Raw genomic sequence first — 19,651 nt, 5'->3', positions numbered from 1 at the left:
ACGACGTTGGGATGATATCCAGAAGGAGGGCGCACGTACTATAACAACACCTTTTGAGATATTTCGGCTACTCTATGTTCTATATTCAACATATATGTAGTGCAATCTGATTAACTAAACTTGATAACGGTCAGACGATATCAATACAAGCTACTCGCGATGTACTAGTTTGAACGAATCATCTGTCTGCTCACTGCTGAACCACTCTGAGCCGTCTAGTGTTGTTTTATTTATAAAATATAGGTTGATTGTGATGTGGTCTCGGAAGCTAGAGTATTGTACTATCTGTACAAATACCTCGAATATTCACGTGACTTCCCTTTCGAGGAACCCGACGAAGCCGAACTGCGCTATGACTCCCTCTCAGCTAGAACGGAAACCGTCTCTTCTCGTCGATACTGAGACGGAGCCGGTAATCGAGTGCGTTCCAGTCGTCACCCGTCGCGTATCGTGACGCTTTGCGCTCGAACCGATCGACGACGTATTGCGTCCCCGAACCCGAGAGGTCGTCGCCGTGGAGTTCGTATCGCCTGCTGACGCTCTCACCGGCATCGAGCGGCCGGGTTATCGGCGTCCCGTCAAGCGATAGTGACGACCCGCCGCGACCGACTTCGACGCGGGTGCTAGCCTCGTACGACGGGGAGAACAGCGTCGTCTTCCACGTGTCTTCGCCGGGCGTCAGCGAGGGTGCGAGTGCGAGCACACCGAACGGCCAGACGCCGTAGCTCCGGATTCGAATCGGGTCGTCGGCCGTGTTCTCCAGCGAGAGCGTGAGCGCCGCAGGATGTTCGATCGTCGCGTCAGCGACCGCGAGGTCCACTGACAGCGAGAGCCCTTCCAGAGGCGTCTCCACAGCCGTGTCGGCGATTCGATACTCGGTGTCACCCAGACACCCGGAGAGACCGGCGACCGACAGTGTGCTCGCAGTCACGAACGTCCGACGCTTCATCGCCGGTCACCTCCGTCGTCGGCACGGGCGTCGGTGAGTTCGACGAACACGTCTTCCATCGTCGCGTCGTTGGGTGATGCAGTCCGTGCTCGGAGGTCGTCGAGCGTTCCCTCGGCGACCAACTGTCCCCCGTGGAGGACGCCGATCCGGTCACAGACGAGTTCGACCTGCCCGAGAACGTGACTGGAGAAGAAGACGGTCGCACCACGCTCGTTCTCCTCGCGGACGATTTCCCGGACGCGTCGGACGCCGTGGGGGTCGACCCCGCTGAACGGCTCGTCCAAGATGAGCAGGTCCGGGTCGCCGACGAGCGCCATCGCGAGCGCCAACCGTTGTTCCATTCCACTGGAGAAGTCACCCACCTCGTCGTCGACGGCATCACCGAGTCCGACGCGTTCGAGGCGGTTCTCCGGGTCGTCGCCGGCCCGCTTCGTCTCTGCGACGAGGGCGACGTGCTGACGTGCGGAACGGTCCTCGTAGAGGCCGAATCGGTCCGGAAGCACCCCTACGCGGTCGTGAACCGCCACGACATCGCGTCGTGGGTCGTGGCCGAGGACGCGAACCGTTCCCGAAGTCGGTCGGAGATAATCGAGCAACAGACCGATCGTCGTCGATTTCCCAGCGCCGTTCGGGCCGAGAAATCCGTACGTTTCGCCGCGCTCGACCACGAGGTCGAGGCTGTCGACGGCGCGAACGTCGCCGTACTTCTTGGTCACCGTTTCGAGTTCGATTGCGGGCTCTGTCGAGTTCATAGCGCGTCACCCCGGGTGAACGCACGTCGGGCGAGGGCCACTGGCACTACCGCCCAGACGAGTAGGACGACCAGACTCAATGCGGGATGGAGGTACCACGGGCCACCGCCGTCGAACGCCGCTTCGACGACGAAGGCGTTCACCGAAACCCCCGGTTCGAGTTTGGTGTAGACGATGTGGAATAGCTCCGTCGAGTTGCCGACGCCGAGAAACCAGTTCGTCAGGACGTTGTACGCGCCGTCGGGGGTCAGTCTGAGCGCGAGAAATAGCGGTCCGCTCGCCGGCGCGTCGTATGGGTCGACCGGGACGCCGGTGACGGCAGTATAGAGCGACGTGACGATCCGACTCCAGAACACCGTCGCGAGGAAGTACGCGAACACTCCCGTCGCAGCGGTCACGGTCCGCCGGGCGACCGTCGAGACGAAGACGCCGATTGCGACCATCACTCCGGCGAATAACAGCGTCGCGACGAGCGTCCCGAGGAAGGGAAGCAGCGCGAACGTGCCGTGTTCGATGAGGCCGATAGCGGCGAGAACGAGCGTCGCCGCGACGGCCGCCGTCCCGACGCCCACGAACCGGCCACCCGTCTTCCCGAGGAGAATCTGCGTCCGCGTCAGCGGCAATCCGAGGAGGAACTTGATACTGCCCGTGGTTCGTTCATCGATGAGCGACTGATACGACAGGAGGAGGGCACCGATAGGGAGGAACAGATCGACGCCGATCTGGACGTACCCGATAGTGATGTTTCGCCCGACCGCGTCCCACCCGGCGTATGTCGGTCGGAACCCCCAGAGGACGACAAGGAGCGCGAGTATCCACGCCCCCTTGGAGGTGAGCACTGTCCGGTATTCGCTGCGTGCAAGCGGGGACCACCGCATGACTGGAGAGACGCGAAGCCGTCACAAAAATCCTGTTCGTTCGACGTATCGGACCCCGGCTCCGAAGCGGAATAAGATTTTTACTTCTTTGAACACGTTTTGCCGCCGTGTCCCCCCGCAACGACGACCCTCCAAGAAACCCATCTGAACGAACAGCACGCAGCCACATGGTCGCTGCGTTCAAACATCTCGTCGCCGCGCTTTCGGTGTTGTACGCCGTGTTCAGCGCAGTCGTAACCACCTATCCATCGGTTGAACGGATTTGGGCGGGAACCGTCGGACGACACCGAACGACTTCGCTTATCGCAGTTCTATCGGCACCGATAACCGCGAGTGTTGTCGGTCTCCTGATTTGGAGTACGTATGGGTATCGCCACGTCGAGCACGCCGTCATCGGTGACACCCACAGTCTCAGTCAGTGGGTTGCAGGTCTCTGGAGCACCACTGGACCCACCGCTGTCGCCCTCCTCGGGTTGAGTACGCTCGTGGCGCTCGCGACAATCTTCTCGACGAAAAACTCGGGGTTGGTGCCGACGATAGCTCTCGTGATGGGCCCCATCTTCGGGATTGGTCTCTCCAGATACGGACTGCCGATTGCGCACTTCTCACCGAGTAACCTTCATCGGCTTTTCGGCACGACGGCGATGCACTTCGAGACAGTCGGTGCCGTCGAGACGCTCGGAACTGCGCTGTTCCTCGCACTACTCTGGGGTATCCCCATCGGAATCCTTGGATTCGCCCTCGGCACTCTAGCCCGACGAATCGGCCGCCTCTTCCGCCCCAACGATGGACAGTCTGGGGTCCCGGGGGCGTGAAACGAGCTGAACGATTCACGGCCAGTGTATCTCTTACTCAGTAGGCGATAGCGAATGCTCACGGACGCCGATGCGGGGTCGGGAACGTCCCCGAGAGTGACCTCTCCAATGAGCCGTCTCATTGACGGAATTCACGTCGAGACCGTTCACCTTCTTCGTCGGTGGCGTTCTCCGGCTCTCGAAACAACGGCACTGTGACTTATTTTCCGAGTCAGAAAACCAGCGTCGGCGGTTATACCATCGGGCCTCGTTTTCTCATCCATGGGAGTCCTCCAAGCCCTCCGACGGACACCGGGTGCGCTCAAGCGTGCTCCGGGTCTGTTGGTCCCACAACTGATCGTGTTCGCGCTGCTAGTCCCCCAGCTGCTGTTGCAGTCGTCGTATCCGCTCGTCTCGACGTTCTACTCGCTGGGTATCTCCGCGGTTTTCCTCCTCGTGACGCCCTTCATCCAGGGCGGCATGTTCGGGATGGCCGACGAGGCCCTGACCACCCGTAGCTCGCTGTCCCGTTTCGTCGCCGACGGGAAGGCCAACTATCTCTCGTTGCTGATCGCCTACGTCCTCTTGCTCGTCGTCAACGGCGTCATCGGTGCGGTCGGTGTCGCGGCCGGCTTCGGGGCGTTCCTGACGCACGGCTCTATCGGGACGGCGTTTATCGGTTTGGCGGCCATTGCGGGACTCCTGTATCTCGTCGTGGCGTTCTTCGTCCAGTTCTACGGCCAGGCCATCGTCATCGACGGTGCGTCCGCAATCGACTCGTTCAAGCGGAGCTATCGCGTGGTCCGAGGGAACCTTCTGGCGACGGTCGGGTACATGCTTCTCGCACTGGTCATCGGCGCGCTTTCCGGTGGTGTCTACGCCGGCGTCTCGCTCGTGGCTAGCGCCGACGCCGCCTCGGCGGCCGGTCTGCCGACGCTCTCGACGCCCCTTCTCGTCGTCGTGGGTCTCCTCGCGGCGGTCATCGGTAGTGTCGTGTCGGCGTTCCTGCTCACGTTCTCCGTCGCCGTCTACGACGAACTGACCGGGTGAACTACGGCGCAGTACGCAGTCGTTCGTTTGCCCGCAAACACTCTGCCCCGTCCGGTGGGTCAGATTACTAATCTTCCCAGCGGAATCGGTTTCGACGGGGTTCTTCTCTCGAACGCGCGAACTGCCCACTGTCTATTGCGACGAACGCACTTCGTCCGTGTCCTGCGACGCCATCAGTTCATGGACGGTGTTCGCTCCCTTCGTTTCCTTTCTACCGGCGGCTACCGTTGCGATTGTGTTCGTTCCGTTGACCGTGGTCGTCTGGCTCTCTTATCGAGGGCGGCGTGACGCGACTGCGGAGCAGTACGAGCGTTCAAGCGACGACCCGACGGCAAGGTGAGTCCTCTCCCGTCCTTCTGATTCCAGCGGATTGTCGCTTCGAACGAGCGGTCGACGTGAACGACGAACCCCCGTTACTGACTGATGTCTCCTCATCGGAGAACTGAGACAACTCCCTCAAGAGAGACGTTTCCGGTCTGTCGGACGACCTCCGGGCGCTATCACCTGTCGATGGATACAACGACGCCACAGTTCCGGGATGACGGCACTATCGAGCGGAACTCGAAGCGATAGCAGTGGTTCAGGGTCGGCTATAAAGCGAATAGAGGATACAGACCAGTCCGACGACTTCGATGAGTCTGTTCAGTATGGGGACGTAGTACGTGTACACAACCGGGCCGAACCCGAGCGCGGTTCCGGCCGATGCGACCGTCAACGATATCACGAACGGCACGGCCGTGAGGAGGACCAGTCCAACCGCGAGCCACAGCATCGGCTGGCTTCGATTGCGTCGGTATCCGCGGTAGGCTTGAAAAACGATGGCAAGGCTGAGAACCAACGCCAGTAGCGTCACCGCCAGCAACACGAGGTAGTTCACGTACAGGTCCATGCTGGGTTGAACCATCTCAGATTCCCTCCCAGAGGTCGGTGAAGCGGTCGGCCGGGTCTTCGGCCCGGCCCGTGTCGAGACTCACTGAGATGTCTCCCTCGTCCACTTCGACGGTAAGACTGTCGAGTCGCGCCTCGAAGACGCTGTAATGGTGGCCGCTTTCACCGATTTCGGTCTGTTCTGCGAGTAAGTCACAGTCGATGAGCCGCTCCGTGCGCCGGTATATCGTGGGTAGGGAGGCATCACATCGATCGCTCAAGGTTTTGGCGGACATCGGTTCGATGCTCGTCTGAGCGAGGATCGCACGCGCGTACTCGTCATCGAGGAGCGCGAAGATTTCCTCGGCGGAGGGCTCCTCACTCACGTCGAACACTTCAGGGCGGAGCAATTAATACCCTCTACTCTTTTTCCAGGCCAGAAAGTCGACGGCCCCACTTTAGCGTCTCGCTGCCATCGTCCCACGTGCCGGTCTCCGTCTCGGTCCTCCTGTCGTTCGTCAGGCCCCCCGGAATGGGCCTCCTTCCCCCGCACGCGATATTTTCCGACCCAGAAAAGCACCCGTGGGTTTGAACTCACGGCACGGAGAAGCGCGGTGTATGGTCCTCCACGTTCGACAGACTGTGTCCGACGGACTTGGACGCGTTCTCACGCGAAATGGCGTCCTCCTCATGGCGACCTTTTTCGTTGCAGCTGTTCTCCAAAGCGCGTTTGTCTGGGTGTTGGCGACCACGTACGTCCCGCTCGGGATGGCCGGAGCGGCGTCACCACCAGGGACGCCGACACCCGGGGCGGCCCTCCCGTCGCTGGTCTCAGCGAGCGCCGCGCTCCTCGGCGGGCTCACTGGCGGCGTACTGACGGTACCGATACAGATCGTTGCGGTTCGTTCGCTCGTCGACGACGGGCGCGATCACCTCCCGGAACAGTTGGTGTTCCGAACTCTTGGCTGGGCGACGCTGCGACTGTTCATCGCCACGTTACTCAGGGTACTGGCCATGTTCGTTCTGATCTTCCTCGTCGTGATCGTCGTCACTCTCGGGACGGTCGGGGTCTTCGCCGTGCTTCCCGAATCACTGCGGACGACGCTCGTCGGTGCGTGGTACACACCTCTCCTCGTTGTTCCAGCGATACTGGTGGGTCTGCTGCCAGTCGGGTTCGTCCTGTTGACGTTTGCGTTTGTCGAGCAAGAAATCGCCGTTCGCGATGCGACGGTCACGACAGCGTTCGTCCAAAGTTGGCGCACCGTCGCTGGGAACCGCCTCCGACTGGGTGCAGCCCTCATCGTTCCCTACGGAATCAATATGGCGTTCAGTCTGCTTCTCGGACAGGTCATGCCGGATGCGACGTTCGGTTCACCGACCTTCTTACTCACTCAGACGGCACTCTCGGTGGAGTCGTCGATCATCTCGATCGTCGTTCTCGGGATTACTTCGCAGGCGTGGATTCAACTCACCGGTGTTGACGGTCCGCTAGCCGACTACTGGACTGGTGGGACAGCGGATTCACAGCCTTCCGACGAGGGAGCGACGAGGAACGCTGTCGAATAACTGATAGCGAACGTCTCGACGAGCGGTTGTTCGAGCCGTCGAGTGTGCGATATGTCGTTTGATTCGAGGCGGCTCCAAGTTCGAGTGACGAACGACTGCCAAAAGCCATGGCGACCGGCGCTCCGGCGGGGAAGAGCAGTTCGCAGATTGCGGGCCAGACCGACCGTTTCAGCGAGCGCGGTGGTCGCCTGTTGTCCGACTCGTTCTCGGGAGTCGTTCCAACCAGAACGATTGGAATATGTCGTTCTACACCAAGCGTGCCGAACCAGAGCCAACCCGACCGCAGTATAGCGAGTCACCAGATTCGTATCGGATAGTTTGTCGGGATTTCGAACTCCGCGAGAGTCGTCGCTGTGGCCGCCATCGTTATCGAGTGGGTGACGTGTCCGCTTGACATTATGGAAAGCGGCCTTTACATTTATGTTGTTGGAAATACACGTTTTTCGTATGGTAAACAGTCCGATGCGCGCTTACGGTGCGCTGCTCGTCGTCGTCGCGGCGGCGGTCAGCGGCGCTGTCATCCTCTCGGGATTCGTCGCAATCGACTTCGTGCTCGACACCGTTACGGTGTGGGGCTATATGGCCGCTGTCGGCGTGATGATCGTCTGTGCGGTCGTTAGTTGGCTGACCGACCTCCCCGGAATCCTGTCGAGCGAGTTCGGAAGTGGGGGGCGATGAGATGTCGCGGTGGCTCCCACCGACGTACAGTTTCCTGCTGTTCGTCGTTCCGGCGCTCCTGTCGGCGGTTGTCTCTCCCTTTCTCGGTGCGGAACCCTCTCCCTCAGTCGGTGAGTTAGTGGTCGTTCCTGCGGTCATCGCCGTCTTCGCGAACGTCGGATACGCGGTTCGAAGCGGGTCGTCCTCCGACAGCGTGGTCGACGAACGCGACGTGCGCAACATCGACCGCGCGCTCAGTACGACCGGCGGAGTCATGCTCGCGTCGTTAGTCGGCGTGTTCGCGTCGTACGCCCTCAGTACCCGGCCGGTCCCGAGCGCAGTCACCTTCCTCGCGGTCGCAGGTCTCGGGACGATGTTCTGCGTCCTCGGCGCGACCGAGTTCCGACAGCGCGTCTGACACCGATGGAGAACGACATCCGAGTGAAGCGGGCCGAAGAACACATCACTCAAGAGGAACTGGCGACTGCGGTCGGCGTCAGCCGACAGACCATCTACGCCATCGAACACTCGCGGTACGACCCGTCGCTCGAACTCGCGTTCAAGCTCGCGCGCTATTTCGATTGTTCCGTCGAAGAGCTGTTTACACCGGAGTTCGACGGATGAGCGCACGGTTACTGCGTCGCTTTCGGCTGGTCGACCGGGGTCGAATCGGCCTTGAGCTCGCGGTACGTCTGCGTCGCCCAACCAATCGCCGAGGCCGTATCGTTGAACAGCACGCCCGTCGCACCGGCCTTCGAGTACGACACGAGCGCGCACGTCCGGTCCGCCCCCTCACCGAACAGGAGCAGTCCGAACGGCAGCGAGGCCGACGTTTCGTGGAGGCGGACGCACGAGGCCCGACGCGCGCGTCGGTACTCGTCGGGATACGTCGTCCGCAGGCACTGATGGACTTGCGGGGGCACGACGAGTTCGACATCGGCCTCTCGGCGCGTGGCGTGCTCGTGGCACACCTCGACGTACTGTTGTAACACGACCGGGGTGTAGCCGCGTAGCGACTCCGCCTCGCGCATCGTGTCGAGGAGATGTTGCAGTGGCTTGTCCGGAACGTGCGGCTCCGAGGACACGAGCCTCGCCCCGTCGTACATCGGTAGCTCGCCGTTCGCGCCCGATGGAACTGCCGACCCGTGGGAGTGCGCTTCGGTCACGGCATCGAGACACCGTCGAGTCCGTTTGCACAGCCGATACACCGGCCGACCGAGCTCCGTCAGCCGGTAGCCGCTCGACGGGTCGCGGACGACCATCGACGCCGCTTCGAGTTCACCGATTGCCCGGTCCACCGTCGAACGAGAGACCCCGAGCGTCGCCTCTAATTCCGGCTTGGATAATGCGCGATCCGAAAGCGACTCTAAGACGTCCCACCGGCGGGTGACGAGGTCGATTATCTCTTCGGTGGTTGGAGACGGCATCACCGACAACTTTTGACCTTCATTACTTGACATTTCTGTTGACTGAAATCCGGATTGCAGTCACCACTTCCGAACTGCACCGTCTCCGCAGAGCGTGACGGATTCGTGCAGTTGCTGTGTCGTTACGTCACCTCGTGCGCGGCGACCGCAGTCGGTGCGGTTCTCTAACGGTCCATGACGCAATGTGTGTCCCCGCCATGGTGTCGATTGGGTAACACGATGACCCGAGCTAACGACAACGAACACGACAGTAACGAACAGGAGACGAGCGGACTCAACCGACGCAGTTTCGTTCGTCGCGCCGGCGCGGTCGGGACGGGGCTCGCGTTGTCCCCTGTCGCCGCCGGGAACGCCGTCGCTGCCGAGAACATCAGCATTCTCGACGGCGAAGCTGAGGCGAAAGTGGCGACTCGGTTGGCGAAGAGCGACGAGTTCGATCGTCTCGAAGCGAAGGCGAACTCCCGTGACGGGACGGTGTCTCGCGGCGAGTCGGTCACCGTCGGTGAAGTCGAGGTCGCCGCCGACGACGCGCCGGACGGCGAGAAGATTCACCGGTACGTCGTCGAGTACCCGGTCAAGCACCCGAACGACGACGCCGAAGCCGCCGTCGTGCTCGCCGAAGACGCCACGTCGGATTCGCTCATTCTGAGCGTTCTCGATTACACGCACAAGACGAAAGACGGATTCACCACCCGTATCGAGCGATTCGACGCCGGGGCCGGTGAACAGACGGTGTCCGCCGCAAACAGCTCCGATGGCTTGGCGTCTACCGAACTCGACCTCGATGCCGATGCGACTCGGCGGGCCGTCAACAACGTCGACACGAACGCCGTCATCGACGAGATTTACGACGGGTTCACCACGGGGAGTGACCTGACGAACCTCGCGTGGGACCTCCTCGACGACGACGTCGATGTCGACGGCTGTTACGCCTGTGGGTTCGCCGTCGGCCTCACTTGTAGCGTCGGCTGCGCGGCGACCGGCGCGTTCATCTGCGGGCTCACCGGGATTGCGGTCCCCATCGCCGGCCTGACCTGTGTCGGCTTCGTCGGTATCATCTGCGACGTGGCCGACGCCCTCTCCGGATGCGGCGAAGCCGTCGCTGAAGAGGTCTGTGCTGACCGGACGAACTGGTGCTAAGTAGGGGGCAGTGACATACGTGCCTCTATCCCGCGTTACGAACGACCTCGGTGGCCGACTGCGTCGAGACGAGTACACTGGCCCGAATCGGTGTTGGGCCTGTACGGCGGTGAACGTTGCTCTCTCGGCACTCGTCGCGGTCGTCTTGATTCCGCTGTCCGGTGTCGCGGCCGTTGTGGCGTTGACCGGGGCGCTCGCGACGGTGTACTTTCGAGGCTACCTCGTTCCGGGCACGCCGGAACTGACGAAGCGCTACCTGCCGTCACGGCTCCTCGCGTGGTTCGGCAAGCAGCCGCTGACGGTGTCACGCGAGGAGAGCACCGACGCATGGCTTCTCTCGCAGGGGCTTTTACGCGAGTCCTCGGATGGAGACTTCGCTCTCGACCCGGAGTTCAAAGCGTCGCTGGCCGCGGTTGACCCGCCGCAGTCGCCATCGGCTTCGCTCGCACGCGACATCCTCGAACTCCCTCCGACCGACGGCTCGTTCACCAGCCAGCAGGGTCGCTACACGCTTTCGGACGACGGCGACCCTATCGCAGCGTGGCCGTCCTCGCTTGCGCTTGACGCGGACCTTCGGGCGAAAGCGGTCCTCTCGGAGCGATATACTGGGTGGAACGAACGTCCGCCGGACGAAATCGCCGCCCTCCTCCGAAGCGTCCGCGCAACGGTTGACCGCTGTCTCCGGTGTGACGAACCGACCGAATACGAGCAGGTGACTCACGAGACGTGTTGTGCGTCCGTGACCGTCGAGCGACTCACTTGCCCGCAGTGTGACGAGCCACTGGTGGAACTACGTCGCTAACTCTCGCGGACAGCGCGAGTCACCTCGTCGACCAGGACGCGACGCGACAGCCGTTCCCCAAACTCGACCGTTTATTTCCTCCCGTGGACCGAACGTGTGACCCAAACACCACATCCGCCGAAACCGGTCGTCCCCAATCCAAGGTCTATCGTCTTCTCTGGGATGCACTCAACAAGCTCTCGGGACCGTGATTATCGTTCTCGACGAGATTGACCACGCACACGTTCCCCCGCCGGATTGTCCGCGTCGACAACAACGGCTACATCGACAGCCAACTGGGCCTCATCGGGAACAGTACCGACTTGACGTGCCAGTCGCTGAAATCGACTATCCGATTCCAGAAAAGTCGCTCACAGACTGTCAGGTAGCGAAAACCGACAGCCTACAAGGGTAAGTCACAGCTCGAACTCCCCGACCGGTCGAGCACCTCGTCGCACGGAAACAAGCGTCGCCCGTTAGTGGCTCGTTCTAAGAACCAAGGTTTTCGGAGTTAGCATAAATATAACTTCGAACTACCACTTTCGATTACCTCATTGTCGGTGCCAGACAATGAGGATTAGTAAAATACCGGCAGGTCTGCGAGTTTGAGTGATAAATTATATACCGCTATATCAAATGTCGGGGTGCGTCGCACCACTGTCTCGGCGTATGAAACCTGGCCTGTGTATGTTACCTCGCCTATTACTCCGGCCCACGTTGGTCCAACACCCTTCGGGTGGTATCTGACTGGACGGGTTACCGTCGTCGGACTGGCTCTTGTCGTGGGTAGAGCGGAGTACGGAGTTCGCCACGTCAGAAGGGTAACAACAGGTCAGGCTCCGTACAAACCCACGACTGAGGGGCACAAAACGAGTAAACGGGTCCCGGACGGTGTATCCGGCAGGCAACGATGGACGAACGCGAACGGGGTGGGGTGTGGAGACTCCGTTTCAGTACTGCCTCGTCTGGCGGCGTCGGCGGCGTGGCTCTCCATTACGCCGTCCACAGCGCAGAGGGCGGGGGAGTCTCGCCCGTCACCGGACGAGCGCCCTCGTGTACGCCGAGAGGCTCTCGGTCGCGACGACCACGCCGAGGATGACGAGCAGCACTGTCGCGACCGATTGCCACGCGAACGCGTTGACCGCTCGGAACAGTTGGACGCCGATTCCGCCCGCGCCGACGAACCCGAGTACGGTCGAGTCGCGGATGTTGATATCCCACCGATAAATCGAGAGCCCGACCAACGCGGGCTTCACCTGCGGAAGGATGCCGTAGAGCAACACCTGCACCGAAGACGCGCCGGCCGCACGGACCGCTTCCACTTGGCCGAAGTCGATTTCCTCGATTTCCTCGCCCAGCAGTTTCCCGAGGAACCCGACCGAGCGGAACGCGATGGCGACCGCGCCCGCCAGCGGCCCCGACCCGAACATGACGACGAAGAACAGCGCCCAGATGATGGTGTTGACCGACCGGCTCACGGTCACGATGAGTTTTCCGAGCCAGAAGGTCACGGCGTTCGGAGTCGTGTTCTCGGCGGCGAGCAACGCCACCGGGACTGAGAGTACCAGCGCGCCGATGGTCCCAAGCGCGGCGATTTGAATCGTCTCGACCAGCGGTTCGACGATGCGAGTGGTGTACGCCACGTCCGGCGGGTACATCCGGGTGAGGAGGTCGCCGACCTCCCGAGGAATCGTCTCCGGTCTGACGATGCCGATGTCCATGAACTGCCACGACCCGACCACGGCGACGGCGGCAACCAACGTGAGGACGAAGCGGCTGATTCGCCGCCGCCGGTCGAACCGTTCCCATCGGCGCTCGTCGGTCGCCATCAGTTGTACCTCCGTCGGACGACCGCGCTCACGCCTTCAGCCACCAGCACGACCGCGATGATGGCCAGCAGAATAGCCGTGACGTACTGGTAGTCGTAACGGTTGAACGCGGTCAGGAGGACCGACCCGATTCCACCTGCGCCGACGATGCCGATGATAGTCGACGTGCGGATGTTGATGTCCCACCGATACACCGACAGCCCGGCGAACCGCGGGATAATCTGCGGGACGACCCCGTACAGTAGCGTCTGAACCGGCGACGCCCCGGCGGCCCGCACCGCATCGACGGACCCCATGTCGATGTCTTCGAGGTCCTCGGCGAGTAGTTTCGAGAAGAAGCCGACCGTCTTGAACGTAATCGTGAGGATGCCCGCCAGTGGCCCGAACCCGATGGCCTTGACCGCGATGATGGCGATGATGATGGCGTTGAACGCCCTGGAAATCGAGATGAACCCCCGATTAATCGCGTACAACGGCTTTGGCGAGAGGTTCTCCGCGGCCATGAACGCAATCGGGACACTGAGAACGATGCCGGTGAGCGTCGAGACCATTGCCATCGCGACGCTTTCGAGCATCTTCCCGACGATTCGGTCGGCCTGTCGTGGGCTTGCCGACGGGGGGAAGAAATCACCGACGAGGGAGACGGCGCTTCCGAGTCCCCGTGCGATCCGTCCTGGGTCGGCACCGACTCCGAACCCCGACCACACGAAGAAGCCGAGAACGCCGGCGTAGACCGCCCACTTCAGCTCTCGACGCCGAAAGACGGTCGGGCGTTCCCAGGTTCGTTCGCCGGCCGCCACGTTAGGTCTCCCCCCGCAGCGACCGGTCAACATTAGCGAGGACAGCCTCTTTTTCGCCCGTTTCGGCGGGTGCGTCCGCGTTCCCACCGGCGTTGTCGGGGACCTCCGCACCGCGGTACACCTGATCTAACCCGCGGTCGTCGAGCGCTTCCGGGGGTCCCTCGAAGACGAGTTCGCCGTTGTGGAGGCCGACGATGCGGTCAGCGTGCTCCATCGCGAGGTCGACCTCGTGGATGTTGATGAGCACCGGCACTTCGCGCTCGGCGGCGATATCCGTCAACAGCCGCATCACCGTCTCGGACGTCTCCGGGTCGAGACTCGACGTCGGCTCGTCGACCAGCAGAATCTTGGGCTGTTGAATCACGGCCCGCGCGATGCCGACGCGCTGGCGCTGGCCGCCGGACAGTTCGTCGACGCGTTTGTTCTCCATGCCGTCGAGGCCGACTCGTTCGAGAATCTCGTAGGCTCGTTCGATGTCTTCCGCCGGGAACGACCGACGGAACGCCTTCCAGGCCGACACGTATCCCAGCCGGCCCGTGAGGACGTTCTCCATCACGGTCAGCCGCTCGACGAGGTTGTACTCCTGGAATATCATCCCGATGTCCCGGCGGGCCGACCGAAGCGCATCGTCGCCCAGTTCGGTCAGTTCCGTGTCGTCGAGGTGGACCTCGCCGTCGCTGGGCTCGGTCAGCCGGTTGATACACCGGATGAACGTGCTCTTGCCGGCCCCGCTGGGGCCGATCATGGCGACGGTCTCGCTTCCCTCGACGGACAGCGTGACGCCTTTCAGCGCCTCGTCGCCCGTCGGGTAGGTCTTCCGGAGGTCGGTTACCCGGAGCATCTACGACCCGAGCGCGCTCTCGGTGTACTCGACACCGTTGTATCCCTGGATAATCATGATGTCTTTGAACACCGTCCGGTAGTCGATGGGGACGAACTGGTCGTAGCCGGTTCGGCTTTCGAAAGCCGTCCCCGCGAAGTCCGATTCGAGGTACGCCCGCCGAATTCCCTCCTGTATCTCGGGTTTGAGGTTGTATCGGTACGCGACCGGGCCGTTCGGGAACGGCGCGGACGCCCACACGACTTTGAAGTCGTCGAAGCTGAGGTCGCTCTGGGCCTCGACGGTGTCCACCATACAGGTCGAACAGATGGGGCCGGCGTCGTAGTCGCCGGCGGCGATGCCGCGGGTCGTGTTGCCGTGCCCGCCCGAGAAGTTGACCTCGTAGTCCTCCTCGGCGGTCACGTCGAAGTATTGGTCGAACAGCGCCGACGGTGCCTGGTGTCCGGAGTTCGACGCGGGCTCGGAGTGGCCGACCCTCACGTCGTCGCGGGCGAAGTCCTCGACGCTCTGAATGTCGTCGGCGTCGGCGCGCGTGGTCGCGAACAGCCGGTATCCGAACAGTTCGTCGGGCGTGAGTCCGGCCGCGAACGGGACCGCCCCCGCCAGGTTGACGGCGAAGGCCGTCGTCCCGGTCGAGAAGTTCGCGATGTGAGCCCGTTCGGAGCGCATCGCTTCGACGGACGCCGCGTAGCTGTTGACCTTGCTGAACTCGACGGGTTTGCCGGTCTCCTCTTCGATGCGGTCGAAGACGGCCTGGAAGTCGTCTTCGAACCGGCCTTGAACGTCCTCGCTCGGGCTCTCGGTGAACACGAGGGTGTCGGGGTCGAGCCACTCGTCTTCGTTGTCGGGCGTCTCCTGGACGGGTTGGCCGTGAGGAATCTCCTCGACCTCGCGGTTACGCATGTTCTCGAGGTCGACCGTCGACCCGCGCTGGTAGTCCTCGTCGACCAGCGCCGTCGACAAGTAGTTGTTTTCCTCCCAGGCCGGGTTCGCCGGGTCGAAACTGCTCGCGTCCGCGAGCATCGGGTCGCCGCCGGAACCGCTGGACTCCGAACCGCTGGAACCGCCGGAGCCACCGGAACCACCGGAGTCGCTATTTCCGCCGCCGGACGCGGAACAACCCGCAAAGCCAGCGGCGAGCGCGGCCGCCGATGTCTTCAGAAACGTCCGCCGTCGCCTGCCGTTATCGTCTGTCATCGAGTGGACAGCAGGATTGACTACTGATATAAGTTATGTAATTTTGATATGTTTGGGTAAATATATTTTGTGATAGTCCGGTCGGTACGGTCGGATGTGTACCACTCATTCGATTCCGTGTGGCTCAGTAGTGTAAGGAGCAGCAACAACAGTTATGTTCGGTCTCATAGATTATGTAGCGTTTCGTTCCCTATATATCAGCGTCCCGATACTGGTTTATGCACGCTTTCCCAGGCGGAGTGTATGCCCGTGCGCACGCTCGTCGACCGCCTTCGTGAGCCCGCGTACACCGAGTCGAACCGATGTCTCCCGTGTACCGCGGTCAACCTCGTACTGCTCGGACTCGCGGTCGGTCCACTCTGGGTTCTCAGCCCCGTTGCCGCGGTACCCGTCGGTGTCGCCGGCGTCACGACCATCTGGCTCCGCGGCTATCTCGTGCCCGGAACGCCCGCACTGACCCGCCGCTACCTCCCAGCGTCGGTCCTCGCCGCGTTCGGGACGTTATCGACCCCCGTCTCGACGGCGGTGCCGCCGGACGCTGACCCCGTCGAGAAACTCGTCGGGTTCGGCGTCCTCTCGGCAGACCCCGGAGACGACCCCGCGCTCACTCCCTCGTTCCGGGCCGCGTGGCACGAGACCGCGGAAACCCTCGCGGGCGACCCCGAAGCACTCGACAGGGCGGCCGCGACCGTGACTGCGGGCGACCGCCCGCGGATCACAGTGGCTGAGTCGGACGCCGACGGCGTCGTCATGAGGGCCGACGGGTCGTGGGTCGGGCAGTGGCCCTCGCGGACGGCACTCGTCGCCGACCTCGCAACCGAACGGACGCTCGCCGGACCCGCCTGGGACGCGCTCGGTCGCGCGGAGCGGGTCGATCTCGCCGCTCGAATACGCGGACTGGTCGAACAGTGCCCGACCTGCCGCGGGCCGACCCGAGTCTCCGACGAGACGGTCGAGTCGTGCTGTCACACGACCGCTGTTATCGCGGTCTCGTGTACGGACTGCGGCGACCGCCTCGCCGAGTTCGACCCGTCGCCGTCGCCGTTCGCGCCCGGGTCGTGAACAGGTCGGCTCGAAACGAACCGTCGAGAGGGGCGAAAAGGGATATCGGAGGACGCGGACAGCACCCGACCGAATCGGCACAATCGGTCTGCTCTCCGCGGAGTTCGCGGTGTCGTCGCCCCCGTCAAGGCCCCAACGCCGCGATATCGGCACCGACCGTCGCCAGCGCGTCGGCGGGGTTCGGGTCGCTATCGGCCAGGTGCGTGTACCGGTGGTTCGGAACCTCCGAGAGCGCCGCAGCGATGGACTCGCTGTACGTCTCGACGCCGGCCTCGGTGGGGTCGTTACCGCCCCAGACATCGCGGATGACGGTCATCGAGTCGATTCGAACGTCCACGCTGTGTGGCTCGTAGCGGGACAGCAGTTCGGACAGGCCGAGTTGGAGGGCGACGTACTCGGCGGTGTTGTTCCCGGCCCGAGAGCCGACGGGGCGACCGAGTCGGGCGAGTTGCGCCTCCTCCAAATCCATGATGACCGCGCCCGCGCCCGCGGGGCCGGGGTTACCGCGTGAACTGCCGTCAACGTACAGGACGAACGAATCGTCGGTCGGCTCAGCGACGGGCGGTTTGGCGAGTTCTGCTGCCGACAGTTCACCGAGCGCGCGTCGCAGCTCTCCCCGTGTCGTCTCGGGGTCGAACAGGCCGCCGTAGCCGGATACTACGTCGTCGATGGCATCGGTGGCTGCGGCCATCTCGTAACCGACGCCCGCGAGCACCTCGTCGACGAGCGCGGCGAGCGGCGAGAGATGCTCGGCGGGAAGCGGCTCCTCGGTCACGGTTCCGGGGCCTCCGTCTGGTCGCCGGTCCGCGCCCTCACACCTCCGGTCTCGGTTGCGTTCGTCGGCCCGTCGAACAGTTGCATATCCGTTCTCGGTCGTCGAGCGGTATATCCCTTCAGGTGGTTCGCCCACTCGCTCGATGTCGTCTGTGACCGCCACCGGCGGACGTTCGCGGGTATCGAAACCTGTGCGGCCGACGACGATGCGACAGACGGGGTTCGGATGTCGGCGCGCGGCGGGTGAGGCGCTCGGAGCCACACCCAAAACTATCCGTCTCGTCGTGGAACGAATCAGTCATGAAACCGTATCCGTCGACGCCTCTCCTCGCAGACGCCCCCGAGGGGTTGCTGTCGAGTGGTCACCTATGGCTCCGCGAGCACGTCGCCGGCCCCCGACTACGATTTCAGATGAAGTCGTCGGGCCGCCTGCTGTTCGGGGACCGGGATTGCGTCTTCGACGACGCGCCGCCGCCGCACGAGTGCGCCGTTCGACACGTTCGAGAGCGATTCGACCGCGACGCGTTTCGCGACGCAGTCGATGAGCCGGGGTCGTACGTCTTCTTCGGCGTCGCACCGTGTCACGTCGGTATTGACTACGACTGGGAGCGAATGCCGCCGCTTCTCGGTCGGGCCATCCGGAACGAGACCGACGAACGACTCGTCCCCATCGACGAGTCCGAGCGAGTGTTCGAACGGCTGGGTCTGACGCCGGTAAACACTTTCCAGAAGGAACTGAACGTCCGTGACTTTCACCCCGACCGGCTCGATATCCCCGAGTCAGCGTGGTACGACGGACCCGCCGCGGGGGTTATCGTCGAGAATAGGCGCGGTGGACGCGCACTCGTCCAGGGGCCCGTCCTCGACGAGGTGGACGACTACGAGCCGATACGAGGAGAGCCGAACGCAATCGCCGCCGACCTCGTAACCGACACGCGGGTCCGCCGAGCCATCGAAGCCGCCGAAGCGGCTCGGAAGTCGCCCACGACCGACGAAGTTCACGCACGCGTGTTCGAGACCGTTGTTCGAGAGGAGTACGGCCGACTCGACCGGGGCCGCGTCGATTGGAAGGCGTTGCGGTCCGCAATCGGGTCGGCCGTCGCCGAGAAACGCAGTACGCTAACCGAGAGATGAGCTATCAGTCGAGAGTTCTGTCTTGACCGAGGAGTCCGATCTCGACCGGGAACGAACCGAATGTGGGGAGCTAAGCGACGACGGTTCTCAGGCGTCTCCACCGTCAGCGTCTTCGGCGTCGGCCAAGAGCCTGTACTCGATATAGCTATCCAGCTCCGACCGAATGGAACGGGAGGCCCCTGTCGTCACCCGTTCGAAGGTGAGTCCGCTAACCAGCGTCACCAGAAAGTCCGTGACTAGTTCTGGGTCCACGTCTCTGAAATCCCCTGATTCGATGCCGTCTCGTAGTATCTCCCGTATCGTTTCGCGGAAAACGTCTTGGGACTGATTGAAACACGCTCGGAACGCTTCGTCTTGTGCCGCCTGCATCCGCAGTTCCGTCAGTACCGTTTCGTAATCCCGAATCGCTTGCTCGTCGGGTCCGGGGATGACCTGGTCGAGGAGGGTTCGAAGTCGGGTTTCTGGGTCTCCGTCGTCAGCGACGGGCATCCCAACCTGTACGACTCGGTTAAGAAGGTAGTCGAGAAGGTCCAAGAGAACGTCGTCTTTTCCATCGTAATGGTAGAAGACCAGCCCTTCTGACTTGGAAAAGTGCTGGCTGATCCGGTCGATCGTCAGGTTGGCATAGCCGTGTTCGGCAAGCGCATCAAACGTCGCTTTCAAAATCTCGGTCTTGGTATCTTCAGGCTCATCGGCAAAAAGAGGGCCCCGTTTGTCCATACTGTCCGATTCCCCCTGCACCCAATTAGCGGTTACTCTCTCTGGACGACTCGGCTCTGTGATTGAATCACCTGCCAACTCTGTCGGGAGTTGTCTAGCCATAGGCCGGTCGTACCTGTGTTTCGGAGTCGTCTCCCCCGTCCGCATTGAGGGTGCTACTGGCCGATACCGACACATTAATCCGTCCGCTCGGGATTTGACTAAGTACTCAGTAAGGATGACACAGAATATACTTCGGAGCTCACGGTTGTTGACCGTCGCGCTTACGACCGTCCTCGTCATGGGACTGGTTGCCGGCGCGATTCCCGCCGTTGCGACCGCTCAGACATCGCAGTCTGGAAGTGTCGTTGGGAACCCAGATATCACGTTTGCAACTTCGTCCGGAACGCTCTCTGCGGGCACGACTGACGAGCTCGCAATCTCGGTCGTCAAT

At 62.4% G+C, this 19,651-nt stretch carries 22 protein-coding genes; 10 read left to right on the top strand and 12 right to left on the bottom strand.

Annotation, left to right across the window (positions count from 1 at the left end; genetic code table 11):
* Nucleotides 1-367: 367 nt before the first annotated feature.
* Genes DEQ67_RS17115 through DEQ67_RS17105 form a run of 3 tightly spaced genes read right to left on the bottom strand, consistent with a single transcriptional unit; the run spans nt 368 to nt 2,579 of the window.
* Nucleotides 368-949: a hypothetical protein gene (locus DEQ67_RS17115; RefSeq protein WP_004043238.1), complete on the bottom strand. Its 582-nt coding sequence runs from the start codon at nt 947-949 to the stop codon at nt 368-370.
* Nucleotides 946-1,701 carry an ABC transporter ATP-binding protein gene (locus DEQ67_RS17110; protein WP_008605803.1) on the bottom strand — a complete coding sequence of 252 codons (756 nt, stop codon included), beginning with the start codon at nt 1,699-1,701 and terminating at the stop codon, nt 946-948. Before DEQ67_RS17110 ends, DEQ67_RS17115 begins: the two co-directional genes overlap by 4 nt.
* Nucleotides 1,698-2,579: an ABC transporter permease gene (locus DEQ67_RS17105; protein WP_049896187.1), complete on the bottom strand. Its 882-nt coding sequence runs from the start codon at nt 2,577-2,579 to the stop codon at nt 1,698-1,700. The genes DEQ67_RS17110 and DEQ67_RS17105 overlap by 4 nt, the downstream gene beginning before the upstream one ends.
* A 107-nt stretch (nt 2,580-2,686) precedes the next feature.
* On the opposite strand from DEQ67_RS17105, the gene DEQ67_RS17100 reads away from it, so the two are divergent.
* On the top strand, nt 2,687-3,394 hold the full coding sequence (locus DEQ67_RS17100) for a hypothetical protein (RefSeq protein WP_233506110.1): 708 nt from the start codon (nt 2,687-2,689) through the stop codon (nt 3,392-3,394).
* Nucleotides 3,395-3,715: 321 nt separating this feature from the next.
* Complete coding sequence (locus DEQ67_RS17095; RefSeq protein ID WP_006600926.1) at nt 3,716-4,423, top strand: hypothetical protein; 708 nt, start codon at nt 3,716-3,718, stop codon at nt 4,421-4,423.
* 580 nt (nt 4,424-5,003) lie between these two features.
* On the opposite strand, the gene DEQ67_RS17090 is transcribed toward DEQ67_RS17095, so the two are convergent.
* Both DEQ67_RS17090 and DEQ67_RS17085 read right to left on the bottom strand, forming a co-directional pair.
* Entirely contained in the window at nt 5,004-5,327 is a 324-nt protein-coding gene (locus tag DEQ67_RS17090) for a DUF7521 family protein (protein ID WP_004064542.1), read from the bottom strand.
* A gap of 1 nt (nt 5,328) precedes the next feature.
* Entirely contained in the window at nt 5,329-5,685 is a 357-nt protein-coding gene (locus DEQ67_RS17085; RefSeq protein WP_004064541.1) for a winged helix-turn-helix domain-containing protein, read from the bottom strand.
* Nucleotides 5,686-5,908: 223 nt separating this feature from the next.
* Between DEQ67_RS17085 and DEQ67_RS17080 the strand changes: the two genes are divergently transcribed.
* The 4 genes from DEQ67_RS17080 to DEQ67_RS17065 all read left to right on the top strand — a co-directional run bounded on the left by DEQ67_RS17080 (nt 5,909) and on the right by DEQ67_RS17065 (nt 8,137).
* Nucleotides 5,909-6,856: a hypothetical protein gene (locus tag DEQ67_RS17080; RefSeq protein ID WP_008605801.1), complete on the top strand. Its 948-nt coding sequence runs from the start codon at nt 5,909-5,911 to the stop codon at nt 6,854-6,856.
* A 447-nt stretch (nt 6,857-7,303) separates the two neighbouring features.
* A complete protein-coding gene (locus tag DEQ67_RS17075; protein WP_049896198.1) occupies nt 7,304-7,534 on the top strand; it encodes a hypothetical protein in 231 nt (76 codons plus the stop codon).
* Nucleotide 7,535: 1 nt separating this feature from the next.
* Complete coding sequence (locus tag DEQ67_RS17070) at nt 7,536-7,931, top strand: hypothetical protein (protein WP_206042983.1); 396 nt, start codon at nt 7,536-7,538, stop codon at nt 7,929-7,931.
* A 5-nt stretch (nt 7,932-7,936) separates the two neighbouring features.
* Nucleotides 7,937-8,137, top strand: a complete 201-nt coding sequence (locus tag DEQ67_RS17065; protein ID WP_004043228.1) for a helix-turn-helix transcriptional regulator — start codon at nt 7,937-7,939, stop codon at nt 8,135-8,137.
* Nucleotides 8,138-8,145: 8 nt separating this feature from the next.
* Here the strand turns inward: DEQ67_RS17065 and DEQ67_RS17060 are convergent, their stop codons facing one another.
* Nucleotides 8,146-8,940, bottom strand: a complete 795-nt coding sequence (locus DEQ67_RS17060) for a helix-turn-helix transcriptional regulator (protein WP_008605799.1) — start codon at nt 8,938-8,940, stop codon at nt 8,146-8,148.
* A 219-nt stretch (nt 8,941-9,159) separates the two neighbouring features.
* On the opposite strand from DEQ67_RS17060, the gene DEQ67_RS17055 reads away from it, so the two are divergent.
* Both DEQ67_RS17055 and DEQ67_RS17050 read left to right on the top strand, forming a co-directional pair.
* On the top strand, nt 9,160-10,080 hold the full coding sequence (locus DEQ67_RS17055) for a halocin C8-like domain-containing protein (RefSeq protein WP_006600928.1): 921 nt from the start codon (nt 9,160-9,162) through the stop codon (nt 10,078-10,080).
* A 109-nt stretch (nt 10,081-10,189) separates the two neighbouring features.
* Complete coding sequence (locus tag DEQ67_RS17050; RefSeq protein WP_004064528.1) at nt 10,190-10,882, top strand: hypothetical protein; 693 nt, start codon at nt 10,190-10,192, stop codon at nt 10,880-10,882.
* A 1,013-nt stretch (nt 10,883-11,895) separates the two neighbouring features.
* Here DEQ67_RS17050 and phnE (DEQ67_RS17045) read toward each other — a convergent pair.
* From phnE (DEQ67_RS17045) to phnD, 4 genes are read right to left on the bottom strand one after another with little or no spacing between them, the layout of a single operon-like run.
* Nucleotides 11,896-12,690 (bottom strand): phosphonate ABC transporter, permease protein PhnE, encoded by a 795-nt coding sequence (gene phnE, locus DEQ67_RS17045; RefSeq protein WP_004040814.1) that lies wholly within the window; start codon nt 12,688-12,690, stop codon nt 11,896-11,898.
* Nucleotides 12,690-13,490, bottom strand: a complete 801-nt coding sequence (gene phnE, locus DEQ67_RS17040) for a phosphonate ABC transporter, permease protein PhnE (RefSeq protein WP_004040815.1) — start codon at nt 13,488-13,490, stop codon at nt 12,690-12,692. The genes phnE (DEQ67_RS17045) and phnE (DEQ67_RS17040) overlap by 1 nt, the downstream gene beginning before the upstream one ends.
* Before the next feature lies 1 nt (nt 13,491).
* Nucleotides 13,492-14,331, bottom strand: a complete 840-nt coding sequence (gene phnC / locus DEQ67_RS17035; RefSeq protein ID WP_115861948.1) for a phosphonate ABC transporter ATP-binding protein — start codon at nt 14,329-14,331, stop codon at nt 13,492-13,494.
* Complete coding sequence (gene phnD / locus DEQ67_RS17030) at nt 14,332-15,354, bottom strand: phosphate/phosphite/phosphonate ABC transporter substrate-binding protein (RefSeq protein WP_004064519.1); 1,023 nt, start codon at nt 15,352-15,354, stop codon at nt 14,332-14,334.
* A gap of 417 nt (nt 15,355-15,771) precedes the next feature.
* On the opposite strand from phnD, the gene DEQ67_RS17025 reads away from it, so the two are divergent.
* Nucleotides 15,772-16,590 carry a hypothetical protein gene (locus tag DEQ67_RS17025; protein ID WP_115861946.1) on the top strand — a complete coding sequence of 273 codons (819 nt, stop codon included), beginning with the start codon at nt 15,772-15,774 and terminating at the stop codon, nt 16,588-16,590.
* A gap of 124 nt (nt 16,591-16,714) precedes the next feature.
* On the opposite strand, the gene DEQ67_RS17020 is transcribed toward DEQ67_RS17025, so the two are convergent.
* Entirely contained in the window at nt 16,715-17,365 is a 651-nt protein-coding gene (locus tag DEQ67_RS17020) for a ribonuclease HI family protein (RefSeq protein WP_115861944.1), read from the bottom strand.
* A gap of 410 nt (nt 17,366-17,775) precedes the next feature.
* Between DEQ67_RS17020 and DEQ67_RS17015 the strand changes: the two genes are divergently transcribed.
* Nucleotides 17,776-18,498: a hypothetical protein gene (locus tag DEQ67_RS17015; RefSeq protein WP_115861942.1), complete on the top strand. Its 723-nt coding sequence runs from the start codon at nt 17,776-17,778 to the stop codon at nt 18,496-18,498.
* Nucleotides 18,499-18,585: 87 nt separating this feature from the next.
* On the opposite strand, the gene DEQ67_RS17010 is transcribed toward DEQ67_RS17015, so the two are convergent.
* Nucleotides 18,586-19,218 (bottom strand): TetR/AcrR family transcriptional regulator, encoded by a 633-nt coding sequence (locus DEQ67_RS17010; RefSeq protein ID WP_115803876.1) that lies wholly within the window; start codon nt 19,216-19,218, stop codon nt 18,586-18,588.
* Between the last annotated feature and the right edge of the window lie 433 nt (nt 19,219-19,651).

It is taken from the genome of Haloferax sp. Atlit-48N, from assembly GCF_003383015.2.
In the GTDB taxonomy this organism is placed as follows: domain Archaea; phylum Halobacteriota; class Halobacteria; order Halobacteriales; family Haloferacaceae; genus Haloferax; species Haloferax volcanii.
The sequence above is the reverse complement of the archived record's forward strand: the minus strand, read 5'-3'. Positions and strand labels throughout refer to the sequence as shown.